This is a genomic window from Chromobacterium haemolyticum (assembly GCF_009936155.1).
Lineage (GTDB): Bacteria > Pseudomonadota > Gammaproteobacteria > Burkholderiales > Chromobacteriaceae > Chromobacterium > Chromobacterium haemolyticum.
In genome coordinates, this window is record NZ_AP019312.1 from 413,597 (window position 1) to 437,455 (window position 23,859).

Below are 23,859 nucleotides of genomic sequence, written 5' to 3' on the forward strand. Positions count from 1 at the left end.
AAACGAAGAAGGTAAAAGCCAGCAATTATTGAGCGTGGCTGCTGACTTTTGGTTTCTTGCTTGCGCCACCCCACCTCGATGGAGACTCTATGAGTTATTCGTTTACTGAGAAGAAGCGTATTCGTAAAAGTTTTGCGAAGCGTGCCAGTGTTCTCGATGTCCCATTCCTGTTGGCGACCCAGATTGATTCCTACACCGAATTTCTCCAGTTGGGTGTGCCGCTTGACCAGCGTAGGGATGTGGGCCTTCAGGCTGCGTTCAAATCGATCTATCCGATCATCAGCCACAATGGCTACGCGCGTTTGGATTTCGCTCATTACATCTTGGGCGAGCCGCCGTTCGACGTGCAGGAGTGCCAGCTGCGCGGCATCACTTACGCCGCTCCGCTGCGCGCGCGCATCCGCCTGACCATTTTCGATAAAGAGTCTTCCAAGCCTGTAGTGAAGGAAGTGCGCGAGAACGAAGTGTACATGGGCGAGATTCCGCTGATGACGACCAATGGTTCGTTCATCATCAACGGTACCGAGCGCGTCATCGTTTCTCAGTTGCACCGTTCCCCGGGCGTTTTCTTCGAGCACGACCGCGGCAAGACTCATTCCTCCGGCAAGCTGCTGTTCTCCGCCCGCGTGATTCCTTACCGCGGTTCCTGGCTGGACTTCGAGTTTGATCCGAAAGACCTGCTGTACTTCCGTATTGACCGTCGTCGCAAGATGCCGGTGACCATTTTGCTGAAGGCGCTGGGTTACACCAACGAAGAAATCCTGTCCGAGTTCTACAGCTTCGACACCTTCTATCTGACCAAAGGCGGCGTGTTCATGCGCGTGGTGCCGGATCGTCTGAAGGGTGAAGTGGCCAAGTTCGACATCGTTGCCGCCGATGGCAAGCTGATCGTGGCCAAGGACAAGCGCATCACCGCCAAGCACATCCGCGACATCCAGACTGCTGAGCTGGATCGCATCGAAGTGCCTGCCGACGCGTTGCTGGGCAAGGTGCTGGCGCACAATGTCGCCAATACCGATACCGGTGAACTGATTGCGCGTGCCAACGACGAGATCACCGAGGAAGTGCTGGCCAAGCTGGCGCTGGCGGACATCCAGCAGGTGGAAGTGCTGTTCACCAATGACCTGGACCAGGGCTCCTATATTTCGCAGACCCTGCGCGCAGACGATATTCAGGACCAGCTGCAAGCTCGCGTGGCAATCTACCGCATGATGCGCCCGGGCGAACCGCCGACTGAAGACGCGGTGGAAGCGTTGTTCCAGCGCCTGTTCTTCAGCGAAGAAACCTACGACCTGTCGCGCGTGGGCCGCATGAAGTTCAGCTCGCGCACTTATCAGTACAAGTTCGACGACAAGACTCCGGAGTGGTTCAAGGTTCTGATCGGTGAGAAGTTCGCCGGCCGTCGCGATGTGATGGAAGGCACGTTGTCGACTGAAGACATCGTTTCCGTGATCGCCATCCTCACCGAGCTGCGCAATGGCCGCGGCGAAGTGGACGACATCGATCACTTGGGCAACCGTCGCGTGCGTTCGGTGGGCGAATTGGCCGAGAACCAGTTCCGTGCCGGTCTGGTGCGCGTCGAGCGCGCGGTCAAGGAACGTCTGAACCAGGCGGAATCCGACAACCTGATGCCGCATGACCTGATCAATGCCAAGCCGGTATCCGCCGCGATCAAGGAATTCTTTGGTTCCTCGCAGCTGTCCCAGTTCATGGATCAGACCAACCCGCTGTCCGAGATCACCCACAAGCGCCGCGTATCGGCCCTGGGCCCGGGCGGTTTGACCCGCGAACGCGCCGGCTTCGAAGTGCGAGACGTGCATCCGACCCACTATGGCCGTGTATGCCCGATCGAAACGCCGGAAGGCCCGAACATTGGTCTGATCAACTCGCTGTCCGTGTTTGCGCGCACCAACGAGTTCGGCTTCCTGGAAACGCCGTACCGCAAAGTGGTGGACAGTAAGGTCACCAACGAGATCGATTACCTGTCTGCGATCGAAGAAGGCCGCTACGTGATTGCTCAGGCCAACGCCGAGCTGAGCGAAGAGGGCAAGCTGATCGACGAGCTGGTGACCTGCCGCGAAAAGGGTGAAACCATTCTGGCGACCCCGGACCGCGTACAGTACATGGACGTGGCCACTGGCCAGGTGGTGTCCGTTGCCGCCTCGCTGATTCCGTTCCTGGAGCACGATGACGCCAACCGCGCATTGATGGGCGCCAACATGCAACGCCAGGCCGTGCCTTGCCTGCGTCCGGAAAAAGCTCTGGTGGGCACCGGTATCGAGCGCTCGGTGGCGGTAGACTCCGGCACCACCGTCGTGGCGCGCCGTGGCGGCGTGGTCGACTATGTCGATGCCGGCCGTGTGGTGATTCGCGTCAATGACGAGGAAGCGACCGCGGGCGAAGTGGGTGTGGATATCTACAATCTGACCAAGTTCACCCGTTCCAACCAGAACACCAACATCAACCAGCGTCCGATCGTGAAAGTGGGCGACCGCATCGCGCGCGGCGACGTGGTGGCCGACGGCGCCTCCACCGACCTGGGCGAACTGGCGTTGGGTCAGAACATGACCATCGCCTTCATGCCGTGGAACGGTTACAACTACGAGGACTCGATCCTGATCTCGGAGAAGCTGGTCGCCGAAGACCGCTACACCTCGATCCATATCGAAGAACTGTCCGTGGTTGCCCGCGACACCAAGCTGGGACCTGAGGAAATTACCCGCGACATCCCGAACCTGTCCGAGCGCATGGCCGGCCGTCTGGATGAATCCGGCATTGTGTACATCGGCGCCGAAGTTGAGGCGGGCGACGTGCTGGTGGGCAAGGTGACGCCTAAGGGCGAAACCCAGCTGACGCCGGAAGAGAAGCTGCTGCGCGCGATTTTCGGCGAGAAGGCTTCCGACGTGAAGGACACCTCGCTGCGCGTGCCGACCGGCACCGTGGGCACGGTGATCGACGTTCAGGTGTTCACCCGCGAAGGCATCGAGCGCGACAAGCGCGCTCAGTCCATCATTGATTCGGAACTGAAGCGCTATCGTCTGGACCTGAACGACCAGCTGCGTATTTTCGACAACGACGCCTTCAGCCGTATTGAGCGTTTGATCGTGGGCAAGGTTGCCAACGGCGGTCCGAAGCGCCTGATGAAGGGCACGGTTATCGATCAGGAATACCTGGCCGACCTGCCGTCCAAGCATGATTGGTTCGACATCCGCATGTCGGATGAAGACATCGCCAAGCAGCTGGAGCTGATCAAGGAAAGCCTGGCGCAGAAGCGCGAAGAATTCGATCTCAAGTTCGAAGACAAAAAGCGCAAGCTGACCCAGGGCGATGAACTGCCGCCGGGCGTGCAAAAGATGGTCAAGGTATATCTGGCCGTTAAGCGCCGCCTGCAGGCGGGCGACAAGATGGCCGGCCGCCACGGTAACAAGGGTGTGGTGTCGCGCATTCTGCCGATCGAAGACATGCCGTACATGGGCGACGGTCGTCCGGTCGACATCGTGCTGAACCCGCTGGGCGTACCGTCGCGTATGAACATCGGTCAGATCCTGGAAGTGCATCTGGGCTGGGCCGCCAAGGGTATTGGCGAGCGTATTGACCGCATGGTCAAGGAGCAGCAGTCCGCCGCCGAGATCCGTGGCTACCTGGAGCGCATCTACAACGAAGCCGGCAAGGCCGAAGACATCGCTTCGCTGAGCGAGGACGAAGTCCTGTCCCTGGCGGACAACCTGCGCAAGGGCATGCCGTTCGCCACGCCGGTATTCGACGGCGCCAAGGAGACCGAGATCAAGCACATGCTGGATCTGGCCTATCCGGAAGACGACCCGCTGACCCAGAAAATGGGCTTTAATGAGTCCAAGACTCAGATGACCTTGTACGATGGCCGCTCCGGCGAAGCTTTCGACCGCAAGGTCACCGTGGGCGTGATGCACTATCTGAAGCTGCATCACCTGGTCGACGACAAGATGCACGCGCGTTCCACCGGCCCGTACTCGCTGGTGACCCAGCAGCCGCTGGGCGGTAAGGCCCAGTTCGGCGGCCAGCGTTTCGGTGAGATGGAGGTGTGGGCGCTGGAAGCTTACGGCGCCGCCTACACTCTGCAGGAAATGCTGACCGTGAAGTCGGACGATGTGACCGGTCGTACCAAGGTGTACGAGAACATCGTGAAGGGCGAGCACAAGATCGATGCCGGCATGCCGGAATCCTTCAACGTGCTGGTGAAGGAAATCCGTTCGCTCGGCCTCGACATGGACCTGGAACGTTATTGATTGGGTTGAATGGGCGCGGCAAACCGCCGCGCCTGTCCCCTGACTGGAGACGCAATGAAAGCTCTGCTCGACCTCTTTAAGCAAGTTACGCAAGAAGAAGAGTTTGATGCGATTAAGATCGGCATCGCCTCGCCTGACAAGATCCGTTCCTGGTCTTATGGTGAAGTAAAAAAGCCTGAAACCATCAACTATCGTACCTTCAAACCGGAACGCGACGGCCTGTTCTGCGCGCGCATCTTCGGCCCGGTGAAGGACTATGAATGCTTGTGCGGCAAGTACAAGCGCCTGAAGCATCGCGGCGTGATCTGCGAGAAGTGCGGCGTGGAAGTCACCTTGTCCAAGGTGCGTCGCGAGCGCATGGGCCACATCGAGTTGGCCAGCCCGACCGCGCACATCTGGTTCCTGAAGTCGCTGCCGTCGCGTCTGGGCATGGTGCTGGACATGACGCTGCGCGACATCGAGCGCGTGCTGTACTTTGAAGCGTTCGTGGTGACCGATCCGGGCATGACCCCGCTGCAATATCGTCAGCTGCTGACCGAAGAGGACTTCCTGGACAAGGAAGACCAGTACGGTGAAGAGTTCGTCGCCATGATGGGCGCCGAAGCCGTCAAGGAATTGCTGAAGAAGCTGAACCTGGACAGCGAGATCGAGACCCTGCGCGCCGAGCTCAAGGCCACCAGCTCCGACACCAAGATCAAGAAGATCTCCAAGCGCCTGAAAGTGCTGGAGGCCTTCCAGCGTTCCGGCATGAAGCCGGAGTGGATGATTCTGGAAGTGCTGCCGGTGCTGCCGCCGGAACTGCGTCCGCTGGTGCCGTTGGACGGCGGTCGCTTCGCGACTTCCGATCTGAACGATCTGTACCGCCGCGTGATCAACCGGAACAACCGCCTGAAGCGCCTGCTGGAACTGCGCGCGCCGGATATCATCGTGCGCAACGAGAAGCGCATGCTGCAGGAATCGGTTGACTCGCTGCTGGACAACGGCCGTCGCGGTAAGGCGATGACCGGTGCCAACAAGCGTCCGCTGAAATCGCTGGCCGACATGATCAAGGGCAAGGGCGGTCGTTTCCGTCAGAACTTGCTGGGTAAGCGTGTGGACTACTCCGGTCGTTCCGTGATTACCGTGGGCCCGACTCTGCGTCTGCATCAGTGCGGCCTGCCTAAGAAGATGGCGCTGGAACTGTTCAAGCCCTTCATCTTCCACAAGTTGGAAGTGATGGGTCTGGCATCCACCATCAAGGCGGCCAAGAAGCTGGTAGAGCAGGAAGTGCCGGAAGTCTGGGACATCCTGGAAGACGTGATCCGCGAACATCCGGTTCTGCTGAACCGTGCGCCTACGCTGCACCGTTTGGGCATTCAGGCGTTCGAGCCGGTGCTGATCGAAGGCAAGGCCATCCAGCTGCATCCGCTGGTCTGCGCGGCGTTCAACGCCGACTTCGACGGTGACCAGATGGCTGTTCACGTGCCGCTGTCGCTGGAAGCGCAGATGGAAGCCCGCACTCTGATGCTGGCCACCAACAACGTGCTGTCCCCGGCCAACGGCGATCCGATCATCGTGCCGTCGCAAGATATCGTATTGGGTCTGTACTACATGACCCGCGACAAGGTGAACGGCAAGGGCGAAGGCATGGTGTTTGCGGACACCAAGGAAGTGCATCGCGCCTACGAAACCCGTCAGGTTGAGCTGGCGACGCGCATCACCGTGCGTCTGCGCGAGTGGGAAAAAGACGAGCAGGGCGAGTTCCAGCCGGTGATCAAGCGTTACGACACCACCGTGGGCCGCGCTATTTTGTCCGACATCCTGCCGAAAGGCTTGCCGTTCGAGCACATCAACAAGGCGCTGAAGAAGAAAGAAATCTCGAAACTGATCAACGTTTCGTTCCGTCGTTGCGGCATCCGCGACACGGTGATCTTCGCCGACCAGTTGATGTACACCGGTTTTGCCTACTCCACCCGCGGCGGCATCTCCATTTGCGTGGACGATATGCAGATCCCGGCCAAGAAGGTCGATCTGCTCGCCGACGCGCAGAAGGAAGTCAAAGAGATTGAAGAGCAGTATCGTCAAGGTCTGGTGACCCAGGGCGAACGCTACAACAAGGTAGTGGACATCTGGGGCCGTACCGGCGACAAGATCGCCAAGGCGATGATGGACGAGCTGTCCAAGCAGAAGGTCCTGGACCGCGAAGGCAAGGAAGTCGATCAAGAGTCCTTCAACTCCATTTACATGATGGCCGACTCGGGCGCGCGGGGTTCCGCAGCCCAGATCAAGCAGCTGGCCGGTATGCGGGGTTTGATGGCCAAGCCGGACGGCTCGATTATCGAAACGCCGATTACCGCGAACTTCCGCGAAGGCCTGACCGTATTGCAGTACTTTATTTCCACCCACGGTGCGCGTAAGGGTCTGGCGGATACCGCCTTGAAGACCGCGAACTCCGGTTACCTGACTCGTCGTCTGGTCGACGTGACCCAGGATTTGGTGGTGATCGAGGACGATTGCGGCACCAGCAACGGCTTCACCATGAAGGCCGTGCTGCAGGGCGGCGACGTGATCGAACCGTTGCGCGACCGCATCCTGGGCCGCGTGGCCGCGATCGATCTGGTGGATCCGTCTACCGGTGAAACCGTGATCGAAGCCGGTTCTTTGCTGGACGAGCATCTGGTGGACGTAGTCGACAGCCTGGGCATCGACGAAGTGAAGGTGCGTACCGCCATCACTTGCGACACCCGCTACGGTCTGTGCGCCAAGTGCTATGGTCGCGACCTGGCGCGCGGCAAGCGCGTCAACGCCGGCGAAGCCATCGGCGTGATCGCCGCCCAGTCCATTGGCGAACCGGGCACCCAGCTGACCATGCGTACCTTCCACATCGGTGGCGCGGCTTCTCGTAACGCCGCCGCTAGCCAGGTAGAGGGCAAGTCCAACGGCACCGTGCGCTTCTCCAGCCAGATGCGCTACGTGGCGAACACCAAGGGCGAACTCATCGTCATCACCCGCTCCGGCGAAGTGGTGATTCACGATGATATGGGCCGCGAGCGCGAGCGTCACAAAGTGCCGTACGGCGCGACGCTGATGGTGACTGACGGTCTGCAGATCAAGGCTGGCGCCGTGCTGGCCACTTGGGATCCGCATACCCGTCCGATCATCACCGAGTACGCGGGCCGCGTGAAGTTCGAGAACGTGGAAGAGGGCAACACCGTTGCCAAGCAGACCGACGAAGTAACGGGTCTGTCGACGCTGGTCGTGATCGATCCGAAGCGCCGCGCCGGTTCGCAGTCCAAGATGCTGCGTCCGTTGGTGAAGCTGCTGGACGACAACGGCAACGAAGTGAAGCTGGCCGGTTCCGAAGCCTCGGTATCGATCACCTTCCAGGTGGGCGCCATTATTACGGTGCGCGACGGTCAGGAAGTGGGCAAGGGCGAAGTGCTGGCCCGCATCCCGCAGGAATCGTCCAAGACCCGCGATATTACCGGTGGTCTGCCGCGCGTGGCCGAGCTGTTTGAAGCGCGTTCGCCGAAAGACGCCGGCATGCTGGCGGAAGTGACTGGTACGATCTCCTTCGGCAAGGACACCAAGGGCAAGCAACGTCTGATCATCACCGATCTGGAAGGCAACGGTTACGAAAACCTGATCCCGAAAGACAAGCACGTGCTGGTGCACGACGGTCAAGTGGTGAATCGCGGCGAATCCATCGTCGACGGTCCGGTGGACCCGCACGACATCCTGCGTCTGCAGGGCATCGAGGCGCTGGCCCGCTACATCGTCCAAGAGGTGCAGGAGGTTTATCGTCTGCAGGGCGTGAAGATCAACGACAAGCACATCGAGGTGATCATTCGCCAGATGCTGCGTCGCGTGATCATCTCCGACAGCGGCGATACCGACTTCATCCAGGGCGAACAGGTGGAGCGCGCCGACGCGCTGGAAATGAACGACAAGATGCTGGCGGAAGGCAAAGAGCCTGCGCAGTACGAAAACGTGCTGCTGGGTATCACGAAGGCGTCCTTGTCCACCGACTCGTTCATCTCCGCGGCTTCCTTCCAGGAAACCACTCGCGTGCTGACCGAAGCGGCCATCATGGGCAAGAAGGACGACCTGCGCGGCCTGAAGGAAAACGTGATTGTCGGTCGTCTGATCCCGGCGGGTACCGGTCTGGCTTACCACCGCACCCGTCGCGGTTCGACGCAGCACACCTTGGAAGCGGCCGAAGCCCAGTTCTTCGATATCGCTCCGGCGGATGCGCTCGACAGCAACGAATAACGCTTAGTCGTCTTGGCCGGAAAGAGGCGGAATTGCCCGCTTGCGGACGGCCCTGACGCAAAGTGTTGAAAAAACGCTGCCCTATCAACGGTTAAGGTGATAGGGCAGCGTTGTTTTCATTGACGGTGGGACGTTGACTAAAATATAATCCTCCGTCCTTTCTGGCGGCGTGTTGCCGTTGGAGAGCTTCAACTAGGAACTGATAGTAATGCCAACCATTAACCAACTCGTTCGCAAAGGCCGCGTCGCCATCAAGGCGAAGAGCAAGGTGCCTGCGCTGGAAGCCTGCCCGCAGAAGCGTGGCGTGTGCACCCGTGTCTACACCACCACTCCGAAGAAGCCGAACTCGGCTCTGCGTAAAGTGTGCAAGGTTCGTCTGACCAACGGTTTCGAAGTGATTTCCTACATCGGTGGTGAAGGCCACAACCTGCAGGAACACTCCGTAGTGCTGCTCCGCGGCGGTCGTGTAAAAGACTTGCCGGGTGTTCGCTACCACACCGTTCGCGGCTCCCTCGACACCGCAGGTGTTAAAGACCGTAAACAGGCTCGTTCCAAATACGGCGCCAAGCGTCCTAAGTAATTGGGGTGCTCTCAAGGCGGCCTGATCAACACTCAGGGTCGTCTAGTAAGTGACTGCTCCATTGGGTAGTCATGAGCCAAAGCTCAACTGAATAATCTAAGGAAGTAACATGCCACGTCGCAGAGAAGTCCCCAAGCGCGAAATCCTGCCGGATCCGAAGTTCGGTTCCCAGGACCTGTCCAAGTTCATGAACGTAGTCATGATCGATGGCAAGAAATCCGTTGCAGAGCGCATCATTTACGGTGCTTTGGAGCAGATCGAAAAGAAATCCGGCAAGAATGCCCTGGAAGTATTCAACACCGCTCTGGCCAACGCCAAGCCGGTTGTTGAAGTAAAAAGCCGCCGTGTAGGCGGTGCCAACTATCAAGTTCCTGTTGAAGTACGTCCGTCGCGTCGTATGGCTCTGGCCATGCGTTGGCTGCGCGACGCTGCGCGCAAGCGCGGCGAAAAGTCCATGGACCTGCGCCTGGCTGGTGAATTGCTCGACGCGGCCGAAGGCCGTGGCGGCGCGATGAAGAAGCGTGACGAAGTGCACCGCATGGCAGAAGCCAACAAAGCCTTCTCGCACTTCCGCTTCTAAGCAGACCCACTATTTAAGGTGTAGATCGTGGCAAGGAAAACCCCCATTGAGCGTTACCGTAACATCGGTATCTCCGCTCACATTGACGCCGGTAAGACGACCACTACCGAGCGTATTCTGTTTTACACCGGTGTGAACCACAAGCTGGGCGAGGTTCATGACGGCGCTGCCACCACCGACTGGATGGAGCAAGAGCAGGAGCGTGGCATTACCATCACCTCCGCTGCTGTGACCACCTTCTGGAAGGGTATGGGGATGCAGTTCCCCGAGCACCGTTTCAACATCATCGACACCCCGGGACACGTGGACTTTACCATTGAGGTAGAGCGTTCCATGCGTGTGCTGGACGGCGCGGTGATGGTGTACTGCGCGGTGGGCGGCGTTCAGCCCCAGTCTGAAACCGTATGGCGTCAGGCTAACAAGTACAAAGTTCCGCGTATCGCTTTCGTGAACAAGATGGACCGTCAAGGCGCCAACTTCTTCCGTGCGGTTGAACAGGTGAAAACTCGCCTGCGCGGCAACCCGGTGCCCATCGTAGTGCCTATCGGCGCTGAAGACGGCTTCACCGGCGTGGTTGATCTGCTGAAAATGAAGGCCATTATCTGGGATGAAGCTTCCCAGGGCATGAAATTCGAATACGGCGAGATCCCGGCCGACCTGGTTTCCGTGGCCGAAGAATGGCGCGAGAAGATGGTTGAAGCCGCGGCTGAGGCCAGCGAAGAAATGATGGACAAGTACTTGGGCGGCGAGACGCTGACCGAGGAAGAAATCATCGCCGGTCTGCGCGAGCGTACCCTGAAGTGCGAAATCCAGCCGATGCTGTGCGGCTCCGCGTTCAAGAACAAGGGTGTACAGCGCATGCTGGACGCCGTGGTTGAGCTGCTGCCGGCTCCGATCGACATCCCGGCCATCGCTGGTGAGACCGACGGCAAGCCGGCGGAACGTCACGCTTCCGACGACGAGCCGTTCTCGGCTCTGGCGTTCAAACTGATGAACGACCCGTACGTCGGTCAGCTGACCTTCTTCCGCGTCTACTCTGGTGTGGTTAAGTCCGGTGATACCGTGCTGAACTCCATCAAGGGCAAGAAAGAGCGTATCGGCCGTATCGTGCAGATGATGGCGAACGACCGTATCGAGCTGGAAGAAGTGCGTGCCGGCGACATCGCCGCCGCCATCGGCCTGAAAGAAGTGACCACGGGTGAAACCCTGTGCGACCTGAACGCCAACATCATCCTGGAGCGCATGGAGTTCCCGGAGCCGGTGATTCACGTTGCCGTTGAGCCGAAAACCAAGGCCGACCAGGAGAAGATGGGCGTTGCCCTGAACCGCCTGGCCAAGGAAGACCCGTCGTTCCGCGTGCGTACCGACGAAGAATCCGGCCAGACCATTATTTCCGGTATGGGCGAACTGCACCTGGAAATTCTGGTTGACCGCATGAAGCGCGAATTTGGCGTTGAAGCCAACGTTGGCGCTCCGCAAGTGGCGTACCGTGAAACCATTACCAAAACCGTTACCGATGTTGACGGCAAGCACGTCAAGCAGTCCGGTGGTAAGGGTCAGTACGGTCACGCGGTTATTACCCTGGAGCCGTCCGGCGAGGGTAATGGCTACAAGTTTGTCGACGAGATCAAGGGTGGCGTGATTCCGCGTGAATTCATCCCGTCCGTGGACAAGGGTATTCAGAACACCCTGTCCAGCGGTATTCTCGCCGGCTTCCCGGTGGTTGACGTTACCGTGCGTCTGACCTTCGGTTCCTACCACGACGTCGACTCCTCGCAGATCGCGTTCGAACTGGCTGGCTCCCTGGCATTCAAAGAAGCCATGCGCCGCGCCGGTCCGTGCATCCTCGAGCCGATGATGGCGGTAGAAGTGGAAACCCCGGAAGAGTACATGGGCGATGTGATGGGCGACTTGAACCGTCGTCGCGGCATCGTTCAGGGTATGGACGACGATGGTTTGGGTGGCAAGAAGATCAAGGCCGAAGTACCGCTGGCCGAGATGTTCGGTTACTCGACCGACCTGCGTTCCGCTACCCAGGGTCGTGCGACCTACTCGATGGAGTTCAAGCACTACTCCGAAGCTCCGAAGCATGTTGCCGATGCCGTAATGGCCGCTCGCAAGTAATGCGCGCTGAGGCTGGCCGAGCCGTAAGGGCTTGGCCAGTCCCGATCTAATGTTCTTTAATTAAGGATTTTTGCAAAATGGCAAAAGAAAAGTTTGAGCGGACCAAACCGCACGTAAACGTAGGCACCATCGGTCACGTGGACCATGGTAAAACCACTCTGACCGCTGCTATCACCACTATTCTGTCGAAGAAGTTCGGTGGCGAAGCCAAAGACTACTCCCAGATCGACAGCGCGCCGGAAGAGAAGGCTCGCGGTATTACCATTAATACCGCTCACGTAGAATACGAAACCGAGTCCCGTCACTACGCTCACGTAGACTGCCCGGGTCACGCCGACTACGTTAAGAACATGATTACCGGTGCTGCTCAGATGGACGGCGCTATCCTGGTGTGCTCGGCCGCTGACGGTCCGATGCCGCAAACCCGTGAGCACATCCTGCTGTCCCGTCAGGTTGGCGTTCCGTACATCATCGTGTTCCTGAACAAGGCCGACCTGGTGGACGACGCTGAGCTGCTGGAACTGGTTGAAATGGAAGTTCGCGATCTGCTGTCTTCCTACGACTTCCCGGGCGACGACACCCCGGTGGTGATTGGCTCCGCTCGTCTGGCGCTGGAAGGCGACCAGTCCGAATACGGCGAGCCGGCTATCTTCAAGCTGGCGGCTGCTCTGGATTCCTACATTCCGACTCCGGAACGTGCCATCGACAAGCCGTTCCTGCTGCCGATCGAGGACGTGTTCTCGATCTCCGGCCGCGGCACCGTGGTAACCGGTCGCGTAGAGCGCGGCATTGTTAAAGTCGGCGAAGAACTGGAAATCGTGGGCCTGAAGGCAACCGCGAAGACCACTTGCACCGGCGTGGAAATGTTCCGCAAGCTGCTGGACCAAGGTCAGGCCGGCGACAACGTTGGCGTGCTGCTGCGCGGCACCAAGCGTGAAGACGTTGAGCGTGGCCAGGTGTTGGCTAAGCCGGGTTCGATCACCCCGCACACCAAGTTCGGCGCTTCCGTGTACGTGCTGAGCAAAGACGAAGGTGGTCGTCACACCCCGTTCTTCGCGAACTACCGTCCGCAGTTCTACTTCCGCACCACCGACGTAACGGGCGCAGTAACCCTGTCGGAAGGCGTTGAAATGGTAATGCCGGGCGATAACGTGGAAATCACCGTTGAGCTGATCGCTCCGATCGCCATGGAAGAAGGTCTGCGTTTCGCCATCCGCGAAGGCGGCCGTACCGTCGGCGCCGGCGTTGTTGCCAAGATCATCGCTTAAGGATCGGAGAATCTAATGTCTAGCCAGAAAATCCGCATCCGCCTGAAGGCTTTCGATTACAACCTGATCGATCGCTCCGCTCAGGAAATCGTTGAAACCGCCAAGCGCACCGGCGCCGTTGTTAAAGGCCCGGTTCCGCTGCCGACCAAAATCGAGCGTTTCAACGTTCTGCGCTCCCCGCACGTGAACAAGACTTCCCGCGATCAGCTGGAAATCCGCACTCACCTGCGTCTGATGGACATCGTGGACCCGACCGACAAAACCGTCGACGCTCTGATGAAGCTCGATCTGCCGGCCGGTGTGGATGTGGAAATCAAGCTGCAGTAATCGCTTAAGTTCAAGGGTTTGCGAGCTAAGTTCTTGCGATTCTTGAATTTTCTGTGATACATTAGCGGACTCGCCATTTTGGCGAGTCCGTTTTTGTTTTTTCTGTCGTGTTTTTTATGCCGGTCAATCGTAATCGGCGCCTGAAAAAGGAAATAAACATGAGTTTAGGTCTTGTCGGTCGCAAAGTCGGCATGACCCGCATTTTTGCCGAAGATGGCGCAACCATCCCGGTAACTGTGCTGGACATGTCCGCTAACCGCGTCACGCAAATCAAAACTGCTGAAACCGACGGCTACAATGCCGTGCAGGTTACCTATGGCTCCAAAAAGGCCAGCCGTGTTGTTAAGGCTGCCGCGGGCCACTTCGCCAAGGCTGGCGTTGAAGCAGGTCTGGGTCTGGTCGAGTTTCCGCTGACCGCCTCCGATCTGTCCAGCTTCAAGCCGGGCGATGCCATCGCTGTTGAGATCTTCACCGTTGGTCAACTGGTTGATGTAACCGGCACCTCCAAAGGTAAAGGCTTCTCCGGCGTGATCAAGCGTCACAACTTCTCTTCCAACCGTGCTTCCCATGGTAACTCGCGTTCGCATAACACGCCGGGTTCCATCGGTCAGGCGCAAGATCCGGGTCGCGTTTTCCCGGGTAAGCGCATGGCGGGCCAATACGGTAACGTCAAGAGCACCGTGCAGTGCCTGGAAATCGTTCGTGTCGATGCCGAGCGTCAACTGATTCTGGTTAAAGGCGCTGTTCCTGGCGCCAAGAACGGTGACGTAGTCGTTCGTCCTAGCGTGAAGGCGGGTGCGTGATGGAATTGAATGTAATCAATACCCAAGGCAAGGCTGTTGGCAGCCTGCAAGTGTCCGACTCTTTGTTCGGCCGCGAATACAACGAAGCCCTGGTGCATCAGGTTGTTACCGCATTCCTGGCGAATGCTCGTAGCGGCAACCGCGCCCAGCTGACCCGTGCTGAAGTGAAGCACTCGACCAAAAAGCCTTTCCGTCAGAAAGGTACTGGTAACGCTCGTGCCGGTATGACTTCCACCCCGAACCGTCGTGGTGGTGGCCGTGCCTTCCCGAACAAGCCGGACGAGAACTTCACTCAGAAAGTTAACCGCAAGATGTTCCGTGCAGGCATGGCCGCGATTCTGTCGCAGCTGGTCCGCGACGAGCGTCTGATCGTGGTTGACGAGCTGAACGTTGAAAGCCCGAAGACCAAAGAATTCGTTGGCACCGTTCAGCCGATGGGCCTGGAACAGGCTTTGTTCATCACTGGCGAACTGAGCGAAAACCTCTATCTCTCTTCGCGTAACCTGCCGAACGTGCTGGTTATCGAAGCGGTTCAAGCTGATCCGTACAGCCTGTTGCGCTTCAAGAAGACCGTGATCACTCGCGACGCTGTGAAGCAACTTGAGGAGCAGTGGGCATGAACCAAGAACGTCTGTTGCAAGTAATTCTTGCTCCCATCGTTTCCGAAAAGAGCACCATGATTGCTGAGAAGAACCAGCAAATGGCGTTCCGCGTTGCCAAAGACGCGACCAAGCCCGAAATCAAGGCCGCGGTTGAAATGCTGTTCAACGTAAAAGTTGAAGGCGTTTCCACTGTGAATGTCAAAGGCAAGGTTAAGCGCTTTGGCCGTTCCATCGGTCGTCGCAGTGACTGGAAAAAGGCCTACGTTAGCCTGGTGGAAGGTCAAGAAATTGATCTGACCGCTACCCCGGCCGCAGCGGAGTAAGGAGATAGAGCATGCCTATCGTTAAGGTAAAACCGACTTCCGCGGGCCGCCGTGCCGTTGTCAAGGTAGTAAACCCTGACCTGCACAAAGGTGCTCCGCACGCCGCCCTGTTGGAAAAGAAATCTTCCACCGGTGGCCGTAACCACAATGGTCACATCACCACGCGTCATCGTGGCGGTGGCCACAAGAAGCACTACCGCATCATCGACTTCCGTCGCAACAAGGATGGCATCCCGGCGAAAGTGGAACGCATCGAATACGATCCGAACCGCACCGCTCACATCGCTCTCCTGTGCTACGCCGATGGCGAGCGTCGCTACATCATCGCCCCGCGCGGTGTGAAAGCAGGCGCTGAGCTGTTGTCCGGCGCGGAAGCTCCGATCAAGGCCGGTAACGCTCTGCCGATCCGCAACATCCCGGTGGGTACCACTATCCACTGCGTGGAAATGCAGCCTGGCAAGGGCGCTCAGATGGTTCGTTCCGCTGGCGCGTCCGCGATGCTGCTGGCTCGCGAAGGCGCTTACGCTCAACTGCGTCTGCGTTCGGGCGAAATTCGCCTGGTGCACGTTGATTGCCGAGCGACTGTTGGTGAAGTGGGTAACGAAGAGCACTCCCTGCGCAAGCTGGGCAAGGCTGGCGCTACTCGCTGGCGCGGTATCCGTCCGACCGTTCGTGGCGTTGCCATGAACCCGGTTGACCACCCGCACGGTGGTGGTGAAGGCCGTACTGGTGAAGGCCGTGTGCCGGTTAGCCCGTGGGGCACTCCGGCTAAGGGCTTCCGTACCCGTCGCAACAAGCGTACCGACAATATGATCGTACGCCGTCGCTATTCCAAAAAAGGGTAATTGACAATGGCACGTTCGCAGAAAAAAGGCCCGTTCGTTGATCTGCATCTGCTGAAAAAAGTAGATGCGGTGCGGGCAACCAGCGACAAGCGTCCGATCAAGACTTGGTCTCGTCGTTCGACCATCCTGCCGGATTTCATTGGTCTGACCATCGCTGTGCACAACGGTCGCACCCATGTGCCTGTTTATGTTTCCGAAAACATGGTCGGCCATAAACTGGGCGAATTCTCGCTGACTCGTACCTTCAAAGGCCACGCGGCCGATAAGAAGGCGAAGAAGAGATAAGGTGAAGCGATGAGAGTATCTGCAAATCTGAAAAGCGTTCGCCTGTCGGCACAAAAATGCCGCCTGGTGGCCGATCTGATCCGCGGCAAGTCCGTTGATCAGGCTCTGAATATCTTGGCCTTCTCCCCGAAGAAGGGCGCGGTAATCATCAAGAAAGTGCTGGAATCTGCCATCGCTAACGCCGAGCACAACGAAGGCGCCGACATTGACACCCTGCGTGTCACCGGCATCTTTGTTGACAAAGGCGCTAGTCTGAAGCGTTTCACCGCCCGTGCTAAGGGTCGTGGCAATCGCATCGAAAAGCAGACCTGCCACATCTCGTTGACCGTTGGCAATTAAGGGGTAAGAAATGGGTCAGAAGATTCATCCGACGGGATTCCGTCTTGCCGTTAACAAAAACTGGTCTTCCAAGTGGTTCGCGAATTCGCAGAACTTCCCGGAAATGCTGAAGCAGGATATCGAAGTTCGTGAATTCCTGAAAAAGCGTCTGGGTCACGCTTCGGTTGGCCGTGTGACCATCGAGCGCCCGGCTAAGTCCGCCCGCATCACCATTCACAGCGCCCGTCCGGGTGTTGTGATCGGTAAAAAAGGCGAGGACATCGAGCTGCTCAAGCAAGAACTGCAAAAGCGCCTGGGCGTTCCCGTGCATGTGAACATCGAAGAAGTTCGCAAGCCGGAACTGGATGCTCAAATCATCGCCGACGGCATCGCTTCCCAACTGGAGAAGCGCGTGATGTTCCGTCGCGCCATGAAGCGCGCTATGCAAAACGCAATGCGCATGGGCGCTCAAGGCATCAAGATCATGAGCTCCGGCCGTCTGAACGGTATCGACATTGCTCGTAGCGAATGGTACCGCGAAGGCCGCGTGCCGCTGCATACCCTGCGCGCAGACGTAGACTACGCTACCTCCGAAGCCAAAACTACCTACGGTATCATCGGCATCAAGGTATGGGTATACAAGGGCGAGCTCAAGCCGGGTCAAGTTCAACCGGCTCCGGTAGCGACCGAGAAGAAATCGAGAAAGGGTGCTCGAAATGCTGCAGCCAACTAGACTCAAGTACCGTAAACAGCATAAAGGCCGCAACACGGGTATCGCTACTCGTGGCAACAAAGTGAGCTTTGGTGATTTCGGTCTGAAGGCGGTTGGTCGTGGTCGTCTGACCGCGCGCCAGATCGAAGCTGCGCGTCGCGCGATGACCCGTCACATCAAGCGTGGCGGCCGCATCTGGATCCGCATCTTCCCGGACAAGCCGATTACTTCCAAGCCTGCTGAAGTTCGTATGGGCGGAGGTAAAGGCTCTCCGGAGTACTACGTGGCCGAAATCCAGCCTGGCAAGATGCTGTACGAAATGGATGGTGTTTCCGAGGAACTCGCTCGTGAAGCTTTCCGTCTGGCCGCAGCCAAGTTGCCGATCGCCACTGTGTTTGTAACTAGACAGGTAGGTCAGTAATGAAAGCGTCCGAACTGAAAGCCAAAACTGTTGACGAGCTGAAGGCGGAACTGCTTAGCCTCTTGAAGGCCCAGTTTGCTCTGCGCATGCAGCACGCCACTCAGCAACTCGCCAAGACCTCTGAACTGAAGAAAGTACGTCGCGACATCGCTCGCGTGCGCACCGTTCTGAAAGAAAAGGCAGTTTAAGATGAGCGAAACCAAAGTGGTACGTACGCTGACCGGTACCGTAGTCAGCGACAAGATGGATAAAACCGTGACCGTGCTGGTCGAGCGCAAAGTAAAGCACCCGATCTACGGCAAGATTATCCGTCGTTCTAAGAAGTTCCACGCGCACGACGAGAACAACGAGTTCAAGGCCGGCGATATCGTTGTTATCAGCGAGTCCCGTCCGCTCTCGAAGACCAAGACGTGGGTGGTAACTGCCCTGGTAGAGAAATCCCGCCAGGTGTAAAGACTTGCAGGGGGCGAAAGCTCCCTGTATAATGGCCATCTTCCTACCCCTATCGGGTAGGAGTTCCGCCCTTACGGGGTCCAAAACTGGCCGTTGGATACGCCACAGTTTCTGTGGCGTTTCGTCTGTTTGGTCTTGCTCTTATGCGAGAAACCGGCAGGTGAGAGTGACGGATAAAGTTGGATTAGAAAGGTAATCATCACATGATCCAAATGCAGACCATGCTTGAGGTCGCTGACAATACAGGTGCGCGTCACGTTATGTGCATCAAAGTGTTGGGCGGTTCCAAGCGTCGCTATGCAAGCGTAGGCGACATCATCAAGGTGACCATCAAGGATGCTGCACCGCGTGGACGCGTCAAAAAAGGCGACGTTTACAACGCGGTTGTGGTTCGCACTGCCAAAGGCGTGCGTCGTCCGGATGGCTCGTTGATCAAGTTTGACGGCAACGCCGCCGTCCTGCTCAACAACAAGCTTGAGCCTATCGGCACTCGTATCTTCGGGCCTGTTACGCGTGAACTGCGTACCGAGCGCTTCATGAAGATCGTTTCGCTGGCTCCTGAAGTACTGTAAGGAGATCGCATGCGCAAAATTCGCAAGGGTGATGAAGTCGTAGTAATCACCGGCAAAGACAAAGGTAAGCGCGGCACCGTTCTGCGCGTTCTGGACGAGAAACTGGTTGTTGAAGGCGTGAATGTCGCCAAGAAACACCAGAAGCCGAATCCGGTGCGTGGCGTGGCCGGCGGCATCGTTGAAAAGACCATGCCTGTTGACGCATCGAACGTCGCCATTTTCAATCCGGCAAGCCAAAAGGCTGACCGCGTAGGCTTCAAGATTCTTGAAGACGGCCGCAAGGTACGCGTGTTCAAGTCCAACGGCGAAGTCATTGGCGCGTAAGGAACAAAACATGGCACGTCTCTACGATTTCTACAAAGACACCGTAGTGCCTGAACTGATGAAACAGTTCGGCTACAAGTCCATCATGCAAGTCCCGCGCATTGAGAAGATCACTGTGAACATGGGTGTGGGCGAAGCTGTTGCCGATAAAAAGGTAATGGATTTCGCCGTGGGCGACCTGGAAAAGATCGCCGGCCAGAAGCCGGTTGTCACCACCGCTCGCAAATCCATCGCAGGCTTCAAGATTCGCGATCACTATCCGGTGGGTTGCAAGGTAACTCTGCGTCGCGAACGCATGTACGAGTTCCTGGACCGCCTGGTGACGATCGCGCTGCCGCGCGTTCGCGACTTCCGTGGTGTTTCCGCCAAGTCTTTCGACGGCCGCGGCAACTACAACATGGGCGTTAAAGAACAGATCATCTTCCCGGAAATCGAGTACGACAAGATCGATGCTCTGCGTGGTATGAACATTACTGTTACCACCACCGCGAAGACTGACGAAGAGGCCCGCGCTTTGCTGGCCGCGTTCAAGTTCCCGTTCAAGGGTTAAGCACATGGCAAAACTTGCACTGATTCAGCGCGAAGAGAAGCGTGTCAAGCTGGCTGCAAAATTTGCTGCCAAGCGCGAAGCCCTTATCGCGACTATCAACAATCAAAGCCTCTCGGAAGAAGAGCGCTTTGCAGCTCGCCTGCAACTGCAGCAGCTGCCGCGCAATGCTTCCCCGGTTCGCCAGCGTCGTCGCTGCGCCATTACCGGTCGTCCGCGTGGCGTATTCCGCAAATTCGGTCTGGGTCGTAACAAACTCCGTGAAATCGCTCTGAAGGGCGAGATTCCGGGGGTTGTGAAGGCCAGCTGGTAATAGGAGACACATAAATGAGCATGCACGATCCTATTTCCGATATGTTGACCCGCATCCGCAACGGCCAAATGGCTTCCAAGGTGGCTGTTTCCATGCCGTCTTCCAAGCTGAAAATTGCGCTGGCGCAGGTGTTGAAAGAAGAAGGCTACATCGAAGACTTCGCCGTTGCCGGCGAAGAGAAGAAGCCTGTTCTCGATATCCAGCTCAAGTACTATGCTGGCCGTCCGGTGATCGAGCGCATTGACCGCGTTTCCCGCCCTGGCCTGCGTGTGTACAAGGGCTCCACCGAAATCCCGAAAGTCATGAATGGCTTGGGCGTGGCTATCCTGTCCACCTCCAAAGGCGTTATGACTGATCGCAAAGCGCGCGCGGCCGGCATCGGCGGCGAGTTGCTGTGCGTCGTGGCTTAAGGGGGTCAAATGTCTCGCGTAGCTAAGAATCCCGTAATCATCCCGGCTGGCGTCGAAGTGAAATTCGGCGCTGCAGAAGTGACTGTGAAGGGCGCCCTGGGCTCCCTGAGCACCGCTCTGTGCGAAGAGGTAGATGTCAAGCTGGACAACGGCCAACTGACATTCGCCGCCAAGAACGACAGCAAGTTCGCTCGTGCCATGTCCGGCACTCTGCGCGCGCTGCTGAACAATATGGTGACCGGCGTGTCCAAAGGCTTCGAGAAGAAGCTGCAGCTGGTAGGCGTGGGCTATCGTGCCCAGGCCCAAGGCGACACCCTGAACCTGTCTCTGGGTTTCTCCCACCCGGTGGCTCATCAAATGCCTGAAGGCGTTAAAGCTGAGACTCCGAGTCAGACCGAGATCCTGATCAAAGGCGCTGACAAGCAGCGCGTTGGCCAGGTGGCTGCCGAAATCCGCGCTTACCGCGCTCCCGAGCCGTACAAAGGCAAGGGCGTTCGTTACGCTGATGAGGTTGTGGTTCTGAAAGAAACCAAGAAGAAGTAACTGAGGCACTGATATGGACAAGAAACAAGCTCGACTCCGCCGCGCACGTAAAACCCGTGCCCGGATCGCGGAGCTCAAGATGGTGCGTCTCACTGTGTATCGCACCAATAGCCACATTTATGCCCAGATCGTTGATGAGACTGGCAGCAAAGTACTGGCCAGCGCCTCTTCGCTGGAAACCGACGTACGCGCTGATCTCAAAAACGGCGGCAACGTGGCAGCTGCAGCCGTGATCGGCAAGCGCATTGCTGAAAAAGCAAAAGCCGCTGGCATCGAGAAAGTCGCTTTCGACCGCTCTGGTTTCAAATACCACGGTCGTATGAAAGCGCTGGCTGACGCCGCTCGCGAACACGGTCTCGTATTCTAATTCGGAGTGAAGAATGGCTAAACACGAAACGGAAGATCGTGGCGACGGTCTGGTCGAGAAAATGATCAGCGTCAACCGCGTCACCAAAGTGGTTAAAGGCGGCCGTATCATGGCTTTCTCCGCCTTGACCGTGGTAGGTGATGGCGATGGCGGAATCGGCATGGGTAAGGGCCGTTCCAAGGAAGTTCCGGTTGCCGTACAAAAGGCAATGGAACAAGCTCGCCACAACATGGTTAAGGTTCCGTTGAAAAACGGCACTTTCCACCACACTGTGGTTGGCAAGCACGGCGCTACCACTGTATTCATCCAGCCCGCTAAAGAAGGTACCGGTGTGAAAGCCGGCGGCCCGATGCGCGCTATCTTTGATGCTATGGGTGTTCATAACGTCTCGGCAAAAATTCATGGTTCCACCAACCCGTACAACGTGGTGCGTGCAACTCTGGATGGTCTGAGCAACATCAACACCCCGGCGCAAATCGCCTCCAAGCGTGGCCTGAGCGTCGAGGACATCCTGGGGGTGAGCCATGAGTAACGCCAAGACTGTAAAGGTCACTCTGGTAAAGAGCCTGATCGGTCGCCTGGAGTCTCACAAGGCTTGCGCCCGTGGTCTGGGTCTGAAGAAAATTCGCCAGACTGTTGAAGTGCTCGATACCCCTGAAAACCGTGGCATGATCAACAAGATCAGCTACTTGTTGAAATTCGAGGGCTAAGAGATGCTGCTGAACACTGTACAGCCGGGTGCCGGCGCCAAGCATGCCAAGCGCCGTGTAGGCCGTGGCATCGGCAGCGGCCTGGGCAAGACTTGTGGCCGCGGTCACAAAGGTCAGAAGAGCCGTGCAGGTGGTTTCCACAAGGTTGGTTTTGAAGGCGGTCAAATGCCGCTGCAACGTCGTCTGCCGAAACGCGGCTTCAAGTCGCTGAACGCAGGCAAGGTTGCCGAGATTCGCCTGTCCGAGCTGAACCTGCTGCCGGTTGATGAAATCGACCTGCTCTCTCTCAAGCAAGCTGGTCTGGCTTCCATCCAGGCGACTTCCGCCAAGGTGGTGCTGTCCGGCAAGATTGAGCGCGCAGTAAAACTGCGCGGCGTTGGCGTAACTGCCGGCGCTCGCGCCGCCATCGAAGCTGCCGGCGGCAGCGTAGAATAAGGCAATAATCTGTGGCGAATACTTCTCTAGTGGCAAATGCCAATAAGTTTGGTGATCTCAAGCGTCGAATCTGGTTCCTGATTGGTGCCCTGATCGTTTATCGCATCGGTGCCCACATCCCGGTTCCGGGTATCAACCCTGCCGAGCTAGCGAAGTTGTTCCACTCATCGCAGACGGGCCTGCTCGACATGTTCAACATGTTCTCGGGCGGCGCCCTCTCGAGGTTTACGGTTTTTGCCATTGGCATTATGCCGTACATCTCGGCCTCCATCATTCTTCAGCTCGCCTCCGAGGTTCTTCCGAGCCTCAAACAGCTGAAGAAGGAGGGCGATGCGGGACGTCGTAAGATAACCCAGTACACACGTTACGCCACCGTTCTGCTCGCGACTTTCCAAAGTTTCGGCATTGCGGTGATGCTGTACAAGCAGCCTAACCTGGTGGTGACTCCGCAGTGGGAGTTCTACCTGACGACTGTCGTATCGCTGGTAACCGGCACCATGTTCCTCATGTGGCTGGGCGAGCAGATTACCGAGCGCGGGATTGGCAACGGCATTTCGTTGATCATCTGCGCAGGTATCGCCGCTGGCGTTCCGGCTGCGATCGGCAAGACCTTGACTCTAACCAGTCAGGGTTCTTTGCCTATCCTGTTTGCCGTCGTGTTGTTTGTCGGAGTGATCGTGGTGACTTATGTGGTGGTGTACGCCGAGCGCGGCCAACGCAAAGTCCTGGTGAACTACGCCAAACGGCAGGTGGGCAATCGCGTCATGCAGGGCCAGAGCACGCATTTGCCGCTCAAGCTCAACATGGCGGGGGTGATTCCGCCGATTTTCGCGTCCAGCATCATCCTGTTCCCGGCCACCGTTCTCGGCTGGTTCGGTCAGGGCGAGCACATGGGCTGGCTGAAGGGCATCGCAGACAAACTGCATCCCGGTCAGCCGATCTACGTGCTGCTGTATGCGGCGGCCATCGTCTTCTTCTGCTATTTCTACACGGCGTTGGTGTTCAACCCGAAGGAAACGGCTGACAACCTGAAGAAGAGCGGTGCCTTCATCCCGGGTATTCGTCCTGGTGAGCAGACTTCCCGGTACATCGAGAAGATCATTCTGCGGCTGACGCTGATTGGTGCGATCTACATCACACTGGTCTGCTTGTTGCCGGAATTCCTGATCTTGAAGTGGAACGTGCCGTTCTACTTCGGCGGCACATCGCTGCTGATCATTGTGGTGGTAACCATGGACTTCATGGCGCAGGTACAGTCTTACGTGCTGTCGCATCAGTACGAGAGCTTGCTTAAGAAGGCCAACTTCAAAGGCAACGCGCTCACGCGCTGACAACTTGAGCTTGCGCTGGGTTATTGGCTAAGGAAGACACCATCCAGATGCAGTGCGAAATTCCGGAGTCCGCTTCGGAGTTTTGCTTGTGAATGGACACGTGGTAACCGGGCACTTCAGACGGGGTGCGATTGCATAGGCATTCGCATC

28 protein-coding genes are annotated in these 23,859 nt (G+C 57.7%); all 28 read left to right on the forward strand.

The features are described from left to right. Window positions 1–89 precede the first annotated feature (89 nt). The 28 genes from rpoB (at window position 90) to secY (ending at window position 23,709) form a co-directional block, all read left to right on the forward strand. The gene (rpoB, locus tag GYH29_RS01925; RefSeq protein ID WP_039755755.1) at window positions 90–4,265 is read left to right on the forward strand and encodes a DNA-directed RNA polymerase subunit beta; all 4,176 of its coding nucleotides are present in this window, start codon (window positions 90–92) and stop codon (window positions 4,263–4,265) included. Between the two features lie 54 nt (window positions 4,266–4,319). Further along, window positions 4,320–8,516, forward strand: a complete 4,197-nt coding sequence (rpoC, locus tag GYH29_RS01930; RefSeq protein ID WP_043594667.1) for a DNA-directed RNA polymerase subunit beta' — start codon at window positions 4,320–4,322, stop codon at window positions 8,514–8,516. A gap of 208 nt (window positions 8,517–8,724) precedes the next feature. Further along, window positions 8,725–9,096, forward strand: a complete 372-nt coding sequence (rpsL, locus tag GYH29_RS01935; protein WP_019103491.1) for a 30S ribosomal protein S12 — start codon at window positions 8,725–8,727, stop codon at window positions 9,094–9,096. A 109-nt stretch (window positions 9,097–9,205) separates the two neighbouring features. Beyond that, a complete protein-coding gene (rpsG, locus tag GYH29_RS01940) occupies window positions 9,206–9,676 on the forward strand; it encodes a 30S ribosomal protein S7 (protein ID WP_019103492.1) in 471 nt (156 codons plus the stop codon). 27 nt (window positions 9,677–9,703) lie between these two features. After that, window positions 9,704–11,800: an elongation factor G gene (gene fusA / locus GYH29_RS01945; protein ID WP_043594665.1), complete on the forward strand. Its 2,097-nt coding sequence runs from the start codon at window positions 9,704–9,706 to the stop codon at window positions 11,798–11,800. A gap of 77 nt (window positions 11,801–11,877) precedes the next feature. Next, complete coding sequence (gene tuf / locus GYH29_RS01950; protein ID WP_081574305.1) at window positions 11,878–13,068, forward strand: elongation factor Tu; 1,191 nt, start codon at window positions 11,878–11,880, stop codon at window positions 13,066–13,068. A 15-nt stretch (window positions 13,069–13,083) separates the two neighbouring features. Continuing rightward, window positions 13,084–13,395: a 30S ribosomal protein S10 gene (gene rpsJ, locus GYH29_RS01955; RefSeq protein WP_011137734.1), complete on the forward strand. Its 312-nt coding sequence runs from the start codon at window positions 13,084–13,086 to the stop codon at window positions 13,393–13,395. A gap of 158 nt (window positions 13,396–13,553) precedes the next feature. Continuing rightward, window positions 13,554–14,198 (forward strand): 50S ribosomal protein L3, encoded by a 645-nt coding sequence (rplC, locus tag GYH29_RS01960; protein WP_043594113.1) that lies wholly within the window; start codon window positions 13,554–13,556, stop codon window positions 14,196–14,198. Next, window positions 14,198–14,818 carry a 50S ribosomal protein L4 gene (rplD, locus tag GYH29_RS01965; RefSeq protein ID WP_019100829.1) on the forward strand — a complete coding sequence of 207 codons (621 nt, stop codon included), beginning with the start codon at window positions 14,198–14,200 and terminating at the stop codon, window positions 14,816–14,818. The genes rplC and rplD overlap by 1 nt, the downstream gene beginning before the upstream one ends. Then, the gene (gene rplW, locus GYH29_RS01970) at window positions 14,815–15,123 is read left to right on the forward strand and encodes a 50S ribosomal protein L23 (protein WP_019100830.1); all 309 of its coding nucleotides are present in this window, start codon (window positions 14,815–14,817) and stop codon (window positions 15,121–15,123) included. Before rplD ends, rplW begins: the two co-directional genes overlap by 4 nt. A gap of 11 nt (window positions 15,124–15,134) precedes the next feature. After that, on the forward strand, window positions 15,135–15,968 hold the full coding sequence (gene rplB, locus GYH29_RS01975) for a 50S ribosomal protein L2 (protein WP_043594111.1): 834 nt from the start codon (window positions 15,135–15,137) through the stop codon (window positions 15,966–15,968). Between the two features lie 6 nt (window positions 15,969–15,974). After that, window positions 15,975–16,253, forward strand: coding sequence for a 30S ribosomal protein S19 (gene rpsS / locus GYH29_RS01980; protein ID WP_019099947.1), 279 nt, complete (start codon window positions 15,975–15,977; stop codon window positions 16,251–16,253). Between the two features lie 9 nt (window positions 16,254–16,262). Continuing rightward, a complete protein-coding gene (gene rplV, locus GYH29_RS01985; protein ID WP_019099946.1) occupies window positions 16,263–16,592 on the forward strand; it encodes a 50S ribosomal protein L22 in 330 nt (109 codons plus the stop codon). Between the two features lie 10 nt (window positions 16,593–16,602). Next, the gene (gene rpsC / locus GYH29_RS01990; protein ID WP_043594108.1) at window positions 16,603–17,304 is read left to right on the forward strand and encodes a 30S ribosomal protein S3; all 702 of its coding nucleotides are present in this window, start codon (window positions 16,603–16,605) and stop codon (window positions 17,302–17,304) included. Then, a complete protein-coding gene (gene rplP / locus GYH29_RS01995) occupies window positions 17,288–17,704 on the forward strand; it encodes a 50S ribosomal protein L16 (protein ID WP_019101458.1) in 417 nt (138 codons plus the stop codon). The genes rpsC and rplP overlap by 17 nt, the downstream gene beginning before the upstream one ends. After that, the gene (rpmC, locus tag GYH29_RS02000; RefSeq protein WP_011137725.1) at window positions 17,704–17,892 is read left to right on the forward strand and encodes a 50S ribosomal protein L29; all 189 of its coding nucleotides are present in this window, start codon (window positions 17,704–17,706) and stop codon (window positions 17,890–17,892) included. The genes rplP and rpmC overlap by 1 nt, the downstream gene beginning before the upstream one ends. 1 nt (window position 17,893) lies before the next feature. Next, a complete protein-coding gene (gene rpsQ / locus GYH29_RS02005) occupies window positions 17,894–18,157 on the forward strand; it encodes a 30S ribosomal protein S17 (protein WP_043594104.1) in 264 nt (87 codons plus the stop codon). A gap of 203 nt (window positions 18,158–18,360) precedes the next feature. Further along, window positions 18,361–18,729 carry a 50S ribosomal protein L14 gene (gene rplN / locus GYH29_RS02010; protein ID WP_019104491.1) on the forward strand — a complete coding sequence of 123 codons (369 nt, stop codon included), beginning with the start codon at window positions 18,361–18,363 and terminating at the stop codon, window positions 18,727–18,729. A 9-nt stretch (window positions 18,730–18,738) separates the two neighbouring features. Further along, window positions 18,739–19,053: a 50S ribosomal protein L24 gene (gene rplX / locus GYH29_RS02015; RefSeq protein ID WP_019104492.1), complete on the forward strand. Its 315-nt coding sequence runs from the start codon at window positions 18,739–18,741 to the stop codon at window positions 19,051–19,053. Between the two features lie 10 nt (window positions 19,054–19,063). Next, a complete protein-coding gene (gene rplE, locus GYH29_RS02020; protein WP_019104493.1) occupies window positions 19,064–19,603 on the forward strand; it encodes a 50S ribosomal protein L5 in 540 nt (179 codons plus the stop codon). Between the two features lie 4 nt (window positions 19,604–19,607). Beyond that, window positions 19,608–19,913 carry a 30S ribosomal protein S14 gene (gene rpsN / locus GYH29_RS02025; protein WP_081546296.1) on the forward strand — a complete coding sequence of 102 codons (306 nt, stop codon included), beginning with the start codon at window positions 19,608–19,610 and terminating at the stop codon, window positions 19,911–19,913. Window positions 19,914–19,927: 14 nt separating this feature from the next. After that, window positions 19,928–20,323 (forward strand): 30S ribosomal protein S8, encoded by a 396-nt coding sequence (gene rpsH / locus GYH29_RS02030; protein ID WP_019104495.1) that lies wholly within the window; start codon window positions 19,928–19,930, stop codon window positions 20,321–20,323. Window positions 20,324–20,332: 9 nt separating this feature from the next. Continuing rightward, entirely contained in the window at window positions 20,333–20,866 is a 534-nt protein-coding gene (gene rplF / locus GYH29_RS02035; RefSeq protein ID WP_081574304.1) for a 50S ribosomal protein L6, read from the forward strand. Window positions 20,867–20,879: 13 nt separating this feature from the next. Beyond that, on the forward strand, window positions 20,880–21,233 hold the full coding sequence (rplR, locus tag GYH29_RS02040; protein WP_019104497.1) for a 50S ribosomal protein L18: 354 nt from the start codon (window positions 20,880–20,882) through the stop codon (window positions 21,231–21,233). Window positions 21,234–21,246: 13 nt separating this feature from the next. Beyond that, window positions 21,247–21,765, forward strand: coding sequence for a 30S ribosomal protein S5 (rpsE, locus tag GYH29_RS02045; RefSeq protein WP_043594101.1), 519 nt, complete (start codon window positions 21,247–21,249; stop codon window positions 21,763–21,765). Continuing rightward, the gene (rpmD, locus tag GYH29_RS02050; protein WP_011137715.1) at window positions 21,758–21,943 is read left to right on the forward strand and encodes a 50S ribosomal protein L30; all 186 of its coding nucleotides are present in this window, start codon (window positions 21,758–21,760) and stop codon (window positions 21,941–21,943) included. The genes rpsE and rpmD overlap by 8 nt, the downstream gene beginning before the upstream one ends. A gap of 3 nt (window positions 21,944–21,946) precedes the next feature. Further along, window positions 21,947–22,378 carry a 50S ribosomal protein L15 gene (gene rplO / locus GYH29_RS02055; RefSeq protein ID WP_019102768.1) on the forward strand — a complete coding sequence of 144 codons (432 nt, stop codon included), beginning with the start codon at window positions 21,947–21,949 and terminating at the stop codon, window positions 22,376–22,378. 11 nt (window positions 22,379–22,389) lie between these two features. After that, the gene (gene secY, locus GYH29_RS02060) at window positions 22,390–23,709 is read left to right on the forward strand and encodes a preprotein translocase subunit SecY (protein WP_039755684.1); all 1,320 of its coding nucleotides are present in this window, start codon (window positions 22,390–22,392) and stop codon (window positions 23,707–23,709) included. Window positions 23,710–23,859: the final 150 nt, after the last annotated feature.

Excerpts from the sequence above, each read along its gene's own strand:
- rpsN (WP_081546296.1), top strand. The coding sequence starts at position 19,608 with ATGGCAAAACTTGCACTGATTCAGCGCGAAGAGAAGCGTGTCAAGCTG.
- rpsS (WP_019099947.1), top strand. The coding sequence starts at position 15,975 with ATGGCACGTTCGCAGAAAAAAGGCCCGTTCGTTGATCTGCATCTGCTG.
- rpsL (WP_019103491.1), top strand. The coding sequence starts at position 8,725 with ATGCCAACCATTAACCAACTCGTTCGCAAAGGCCGCGTCGCCATCAAG.
- rpoB (WP_039755755.1), top strand. The coding sequence starts at position 90 with ATGAGTTATTCGTTTACTGAGAAGAAGCGTATTCGTAAAAGTTTTGCG.
- rpoC (WP_043594667.1), top strand. The coding sequence starts at position 4,320 with ATGAAAGCTCTGCTCGACCTCTTTAAGCAAGTTACGCAAGAAGAAGAG.
- rplR (WP_019104497.1), top strand. The coding sequence starts at position 20,880 with ATGGACAAGAAACAAGCTCGACTCCGCCGCGCACGTAAAACCCGTGCC.
- rpsH (WP_019104495.1), top strand. The coding sequence starts at position 19,928 with ATGAGCATGCACGATCCTATTTCCGATATGTTGACCCGCATCCGCAAC.
- rplD (WP_019100829.1), top strand. The coding sequence starts at position 14,198 with ATGGAATTGAATGTAATCAATACCCAAGGCAAGGCTGTTGGCAGCCTG.
- rpsQ (WP_043594104.1), top strand. The coding sequence starts at position 17,894 with ATGAGCGAAACCAAAGTGGTACGTACGCTGACCGGTACCGTAGTCAGC.
- rplB (WP_043594111.1), top strand. The coding sequence starts at position 15,135 with ATGCCTATCGTTAAGGTAAAACCGACTTCCGCGGGCCGCCGTGCCGTT.
- rplW (WP_019100830.1), top strand. The coding sequence starts at position 14,815 with ATGAACCAAGAACGTCTGTTGCAAGTAATTCTTGCTCCCATCGTTTCC.
- rplV (WP_019099946.1), top strand. The coding sequence starts at position 16,263 with ATGAGAGTATCTGCAAATCTGAAAAGCGTTCGCCTGTCGGCACAAAAA.
- rpsJ (WP_011137734.1), top strand. The coding sequence starts at position 13,084 with ATGTCTAGCCAGAAAATCCGCATCCGCCTGAAGGCTTTCGATTACAAC.
- rpmD (WP_011137715.1), top strand. The coding sequence starts at position 21,758 with ATGAGTAACGCCAAGACTGTAAAGGTCACTCTGGTAAAGAGCCTGATC.
- rplP (WP_019101458.1), top strand. The coding sequence starts at position 17,288 with ATGCTGCAGCCAACTAGACTCAAGTACCGTAAACAGCATAAAGGCCGC.
- rplO (WP_019102768.1), top strand. The coding sequence starts at position 21,947 with ATGCTGCTGAACACTGTACAGCCGGGTGCCGGCGCCAAGCATGCCAAG.
- rpsG (WP_019103492.1), top strand. The coding sequence starts at position 9,206 with ATGCCACGTCGCAGAGAAGTCCCCAAGCGCGAAATCCTGCCGGATCCG.
- rplN (WP_019104491.1), top strand. The coding sequence starts at position 18,361 with ATGATCCAAATGCAGACCATGCTTGAGGTCGCTGACAATACAGGTGCG.
- rpmC (WP_011137725.1), top strand. The coding sequence starts at position 17,704 with ATGAAAGCGTCCGAACTGAAAGCCAAAACTGTTGACGAGCTGAAGGCG.
- rplC (WP_043594113.1), top strand. The coding sequence starts at position 13,554 with ATGAGTTTAGGTCTTGTCGGTCGCAAAGTCGGCATGACCCGCATTTTT.
- rpsC (WP_043594108.1), top strand. The coding sequence starts at position 16,603 with ATGGGTCAGAAGATTCATCCGACGGGATTCCGTCTTGCCGTTAACAAA.
- rplF (WP_081574304.1), top strand. The coding sequence starts at position 20,333 with ATGTCTCGCGTAGCTAAGAATCCCGTAATCATCCCGGCTGGCGTCGAA.
- rplE (WP_019104493.1), top strand. The coding sequence starts at position 19,064 with ATGGCACGTCTCTACGATTTCTACAAAGACACCGTAGTGCCTGAACTG.
- tuf (WP_081574305.1), top strand. The coding sequence starts at position 11,878 with ATGGCAAAAGAAAAGTTTGAGCGGACCAAACCGCACGTAAACGTAGGC.
- rpsE (WP_043594101.1), top strand. The coding sequence starts at position 21,247 with ATGGCTAAACACGAAACGGAAGATCGTGGCGACGGTCTGGTCGAGAAA.
- rplX (WP_019104492.1), top strand. The coding sequence starts at position 18,739 with ATGCGCAAAATTCGCAAGGGTGATGAAGTCGTAGTAATCACCGGCAAA.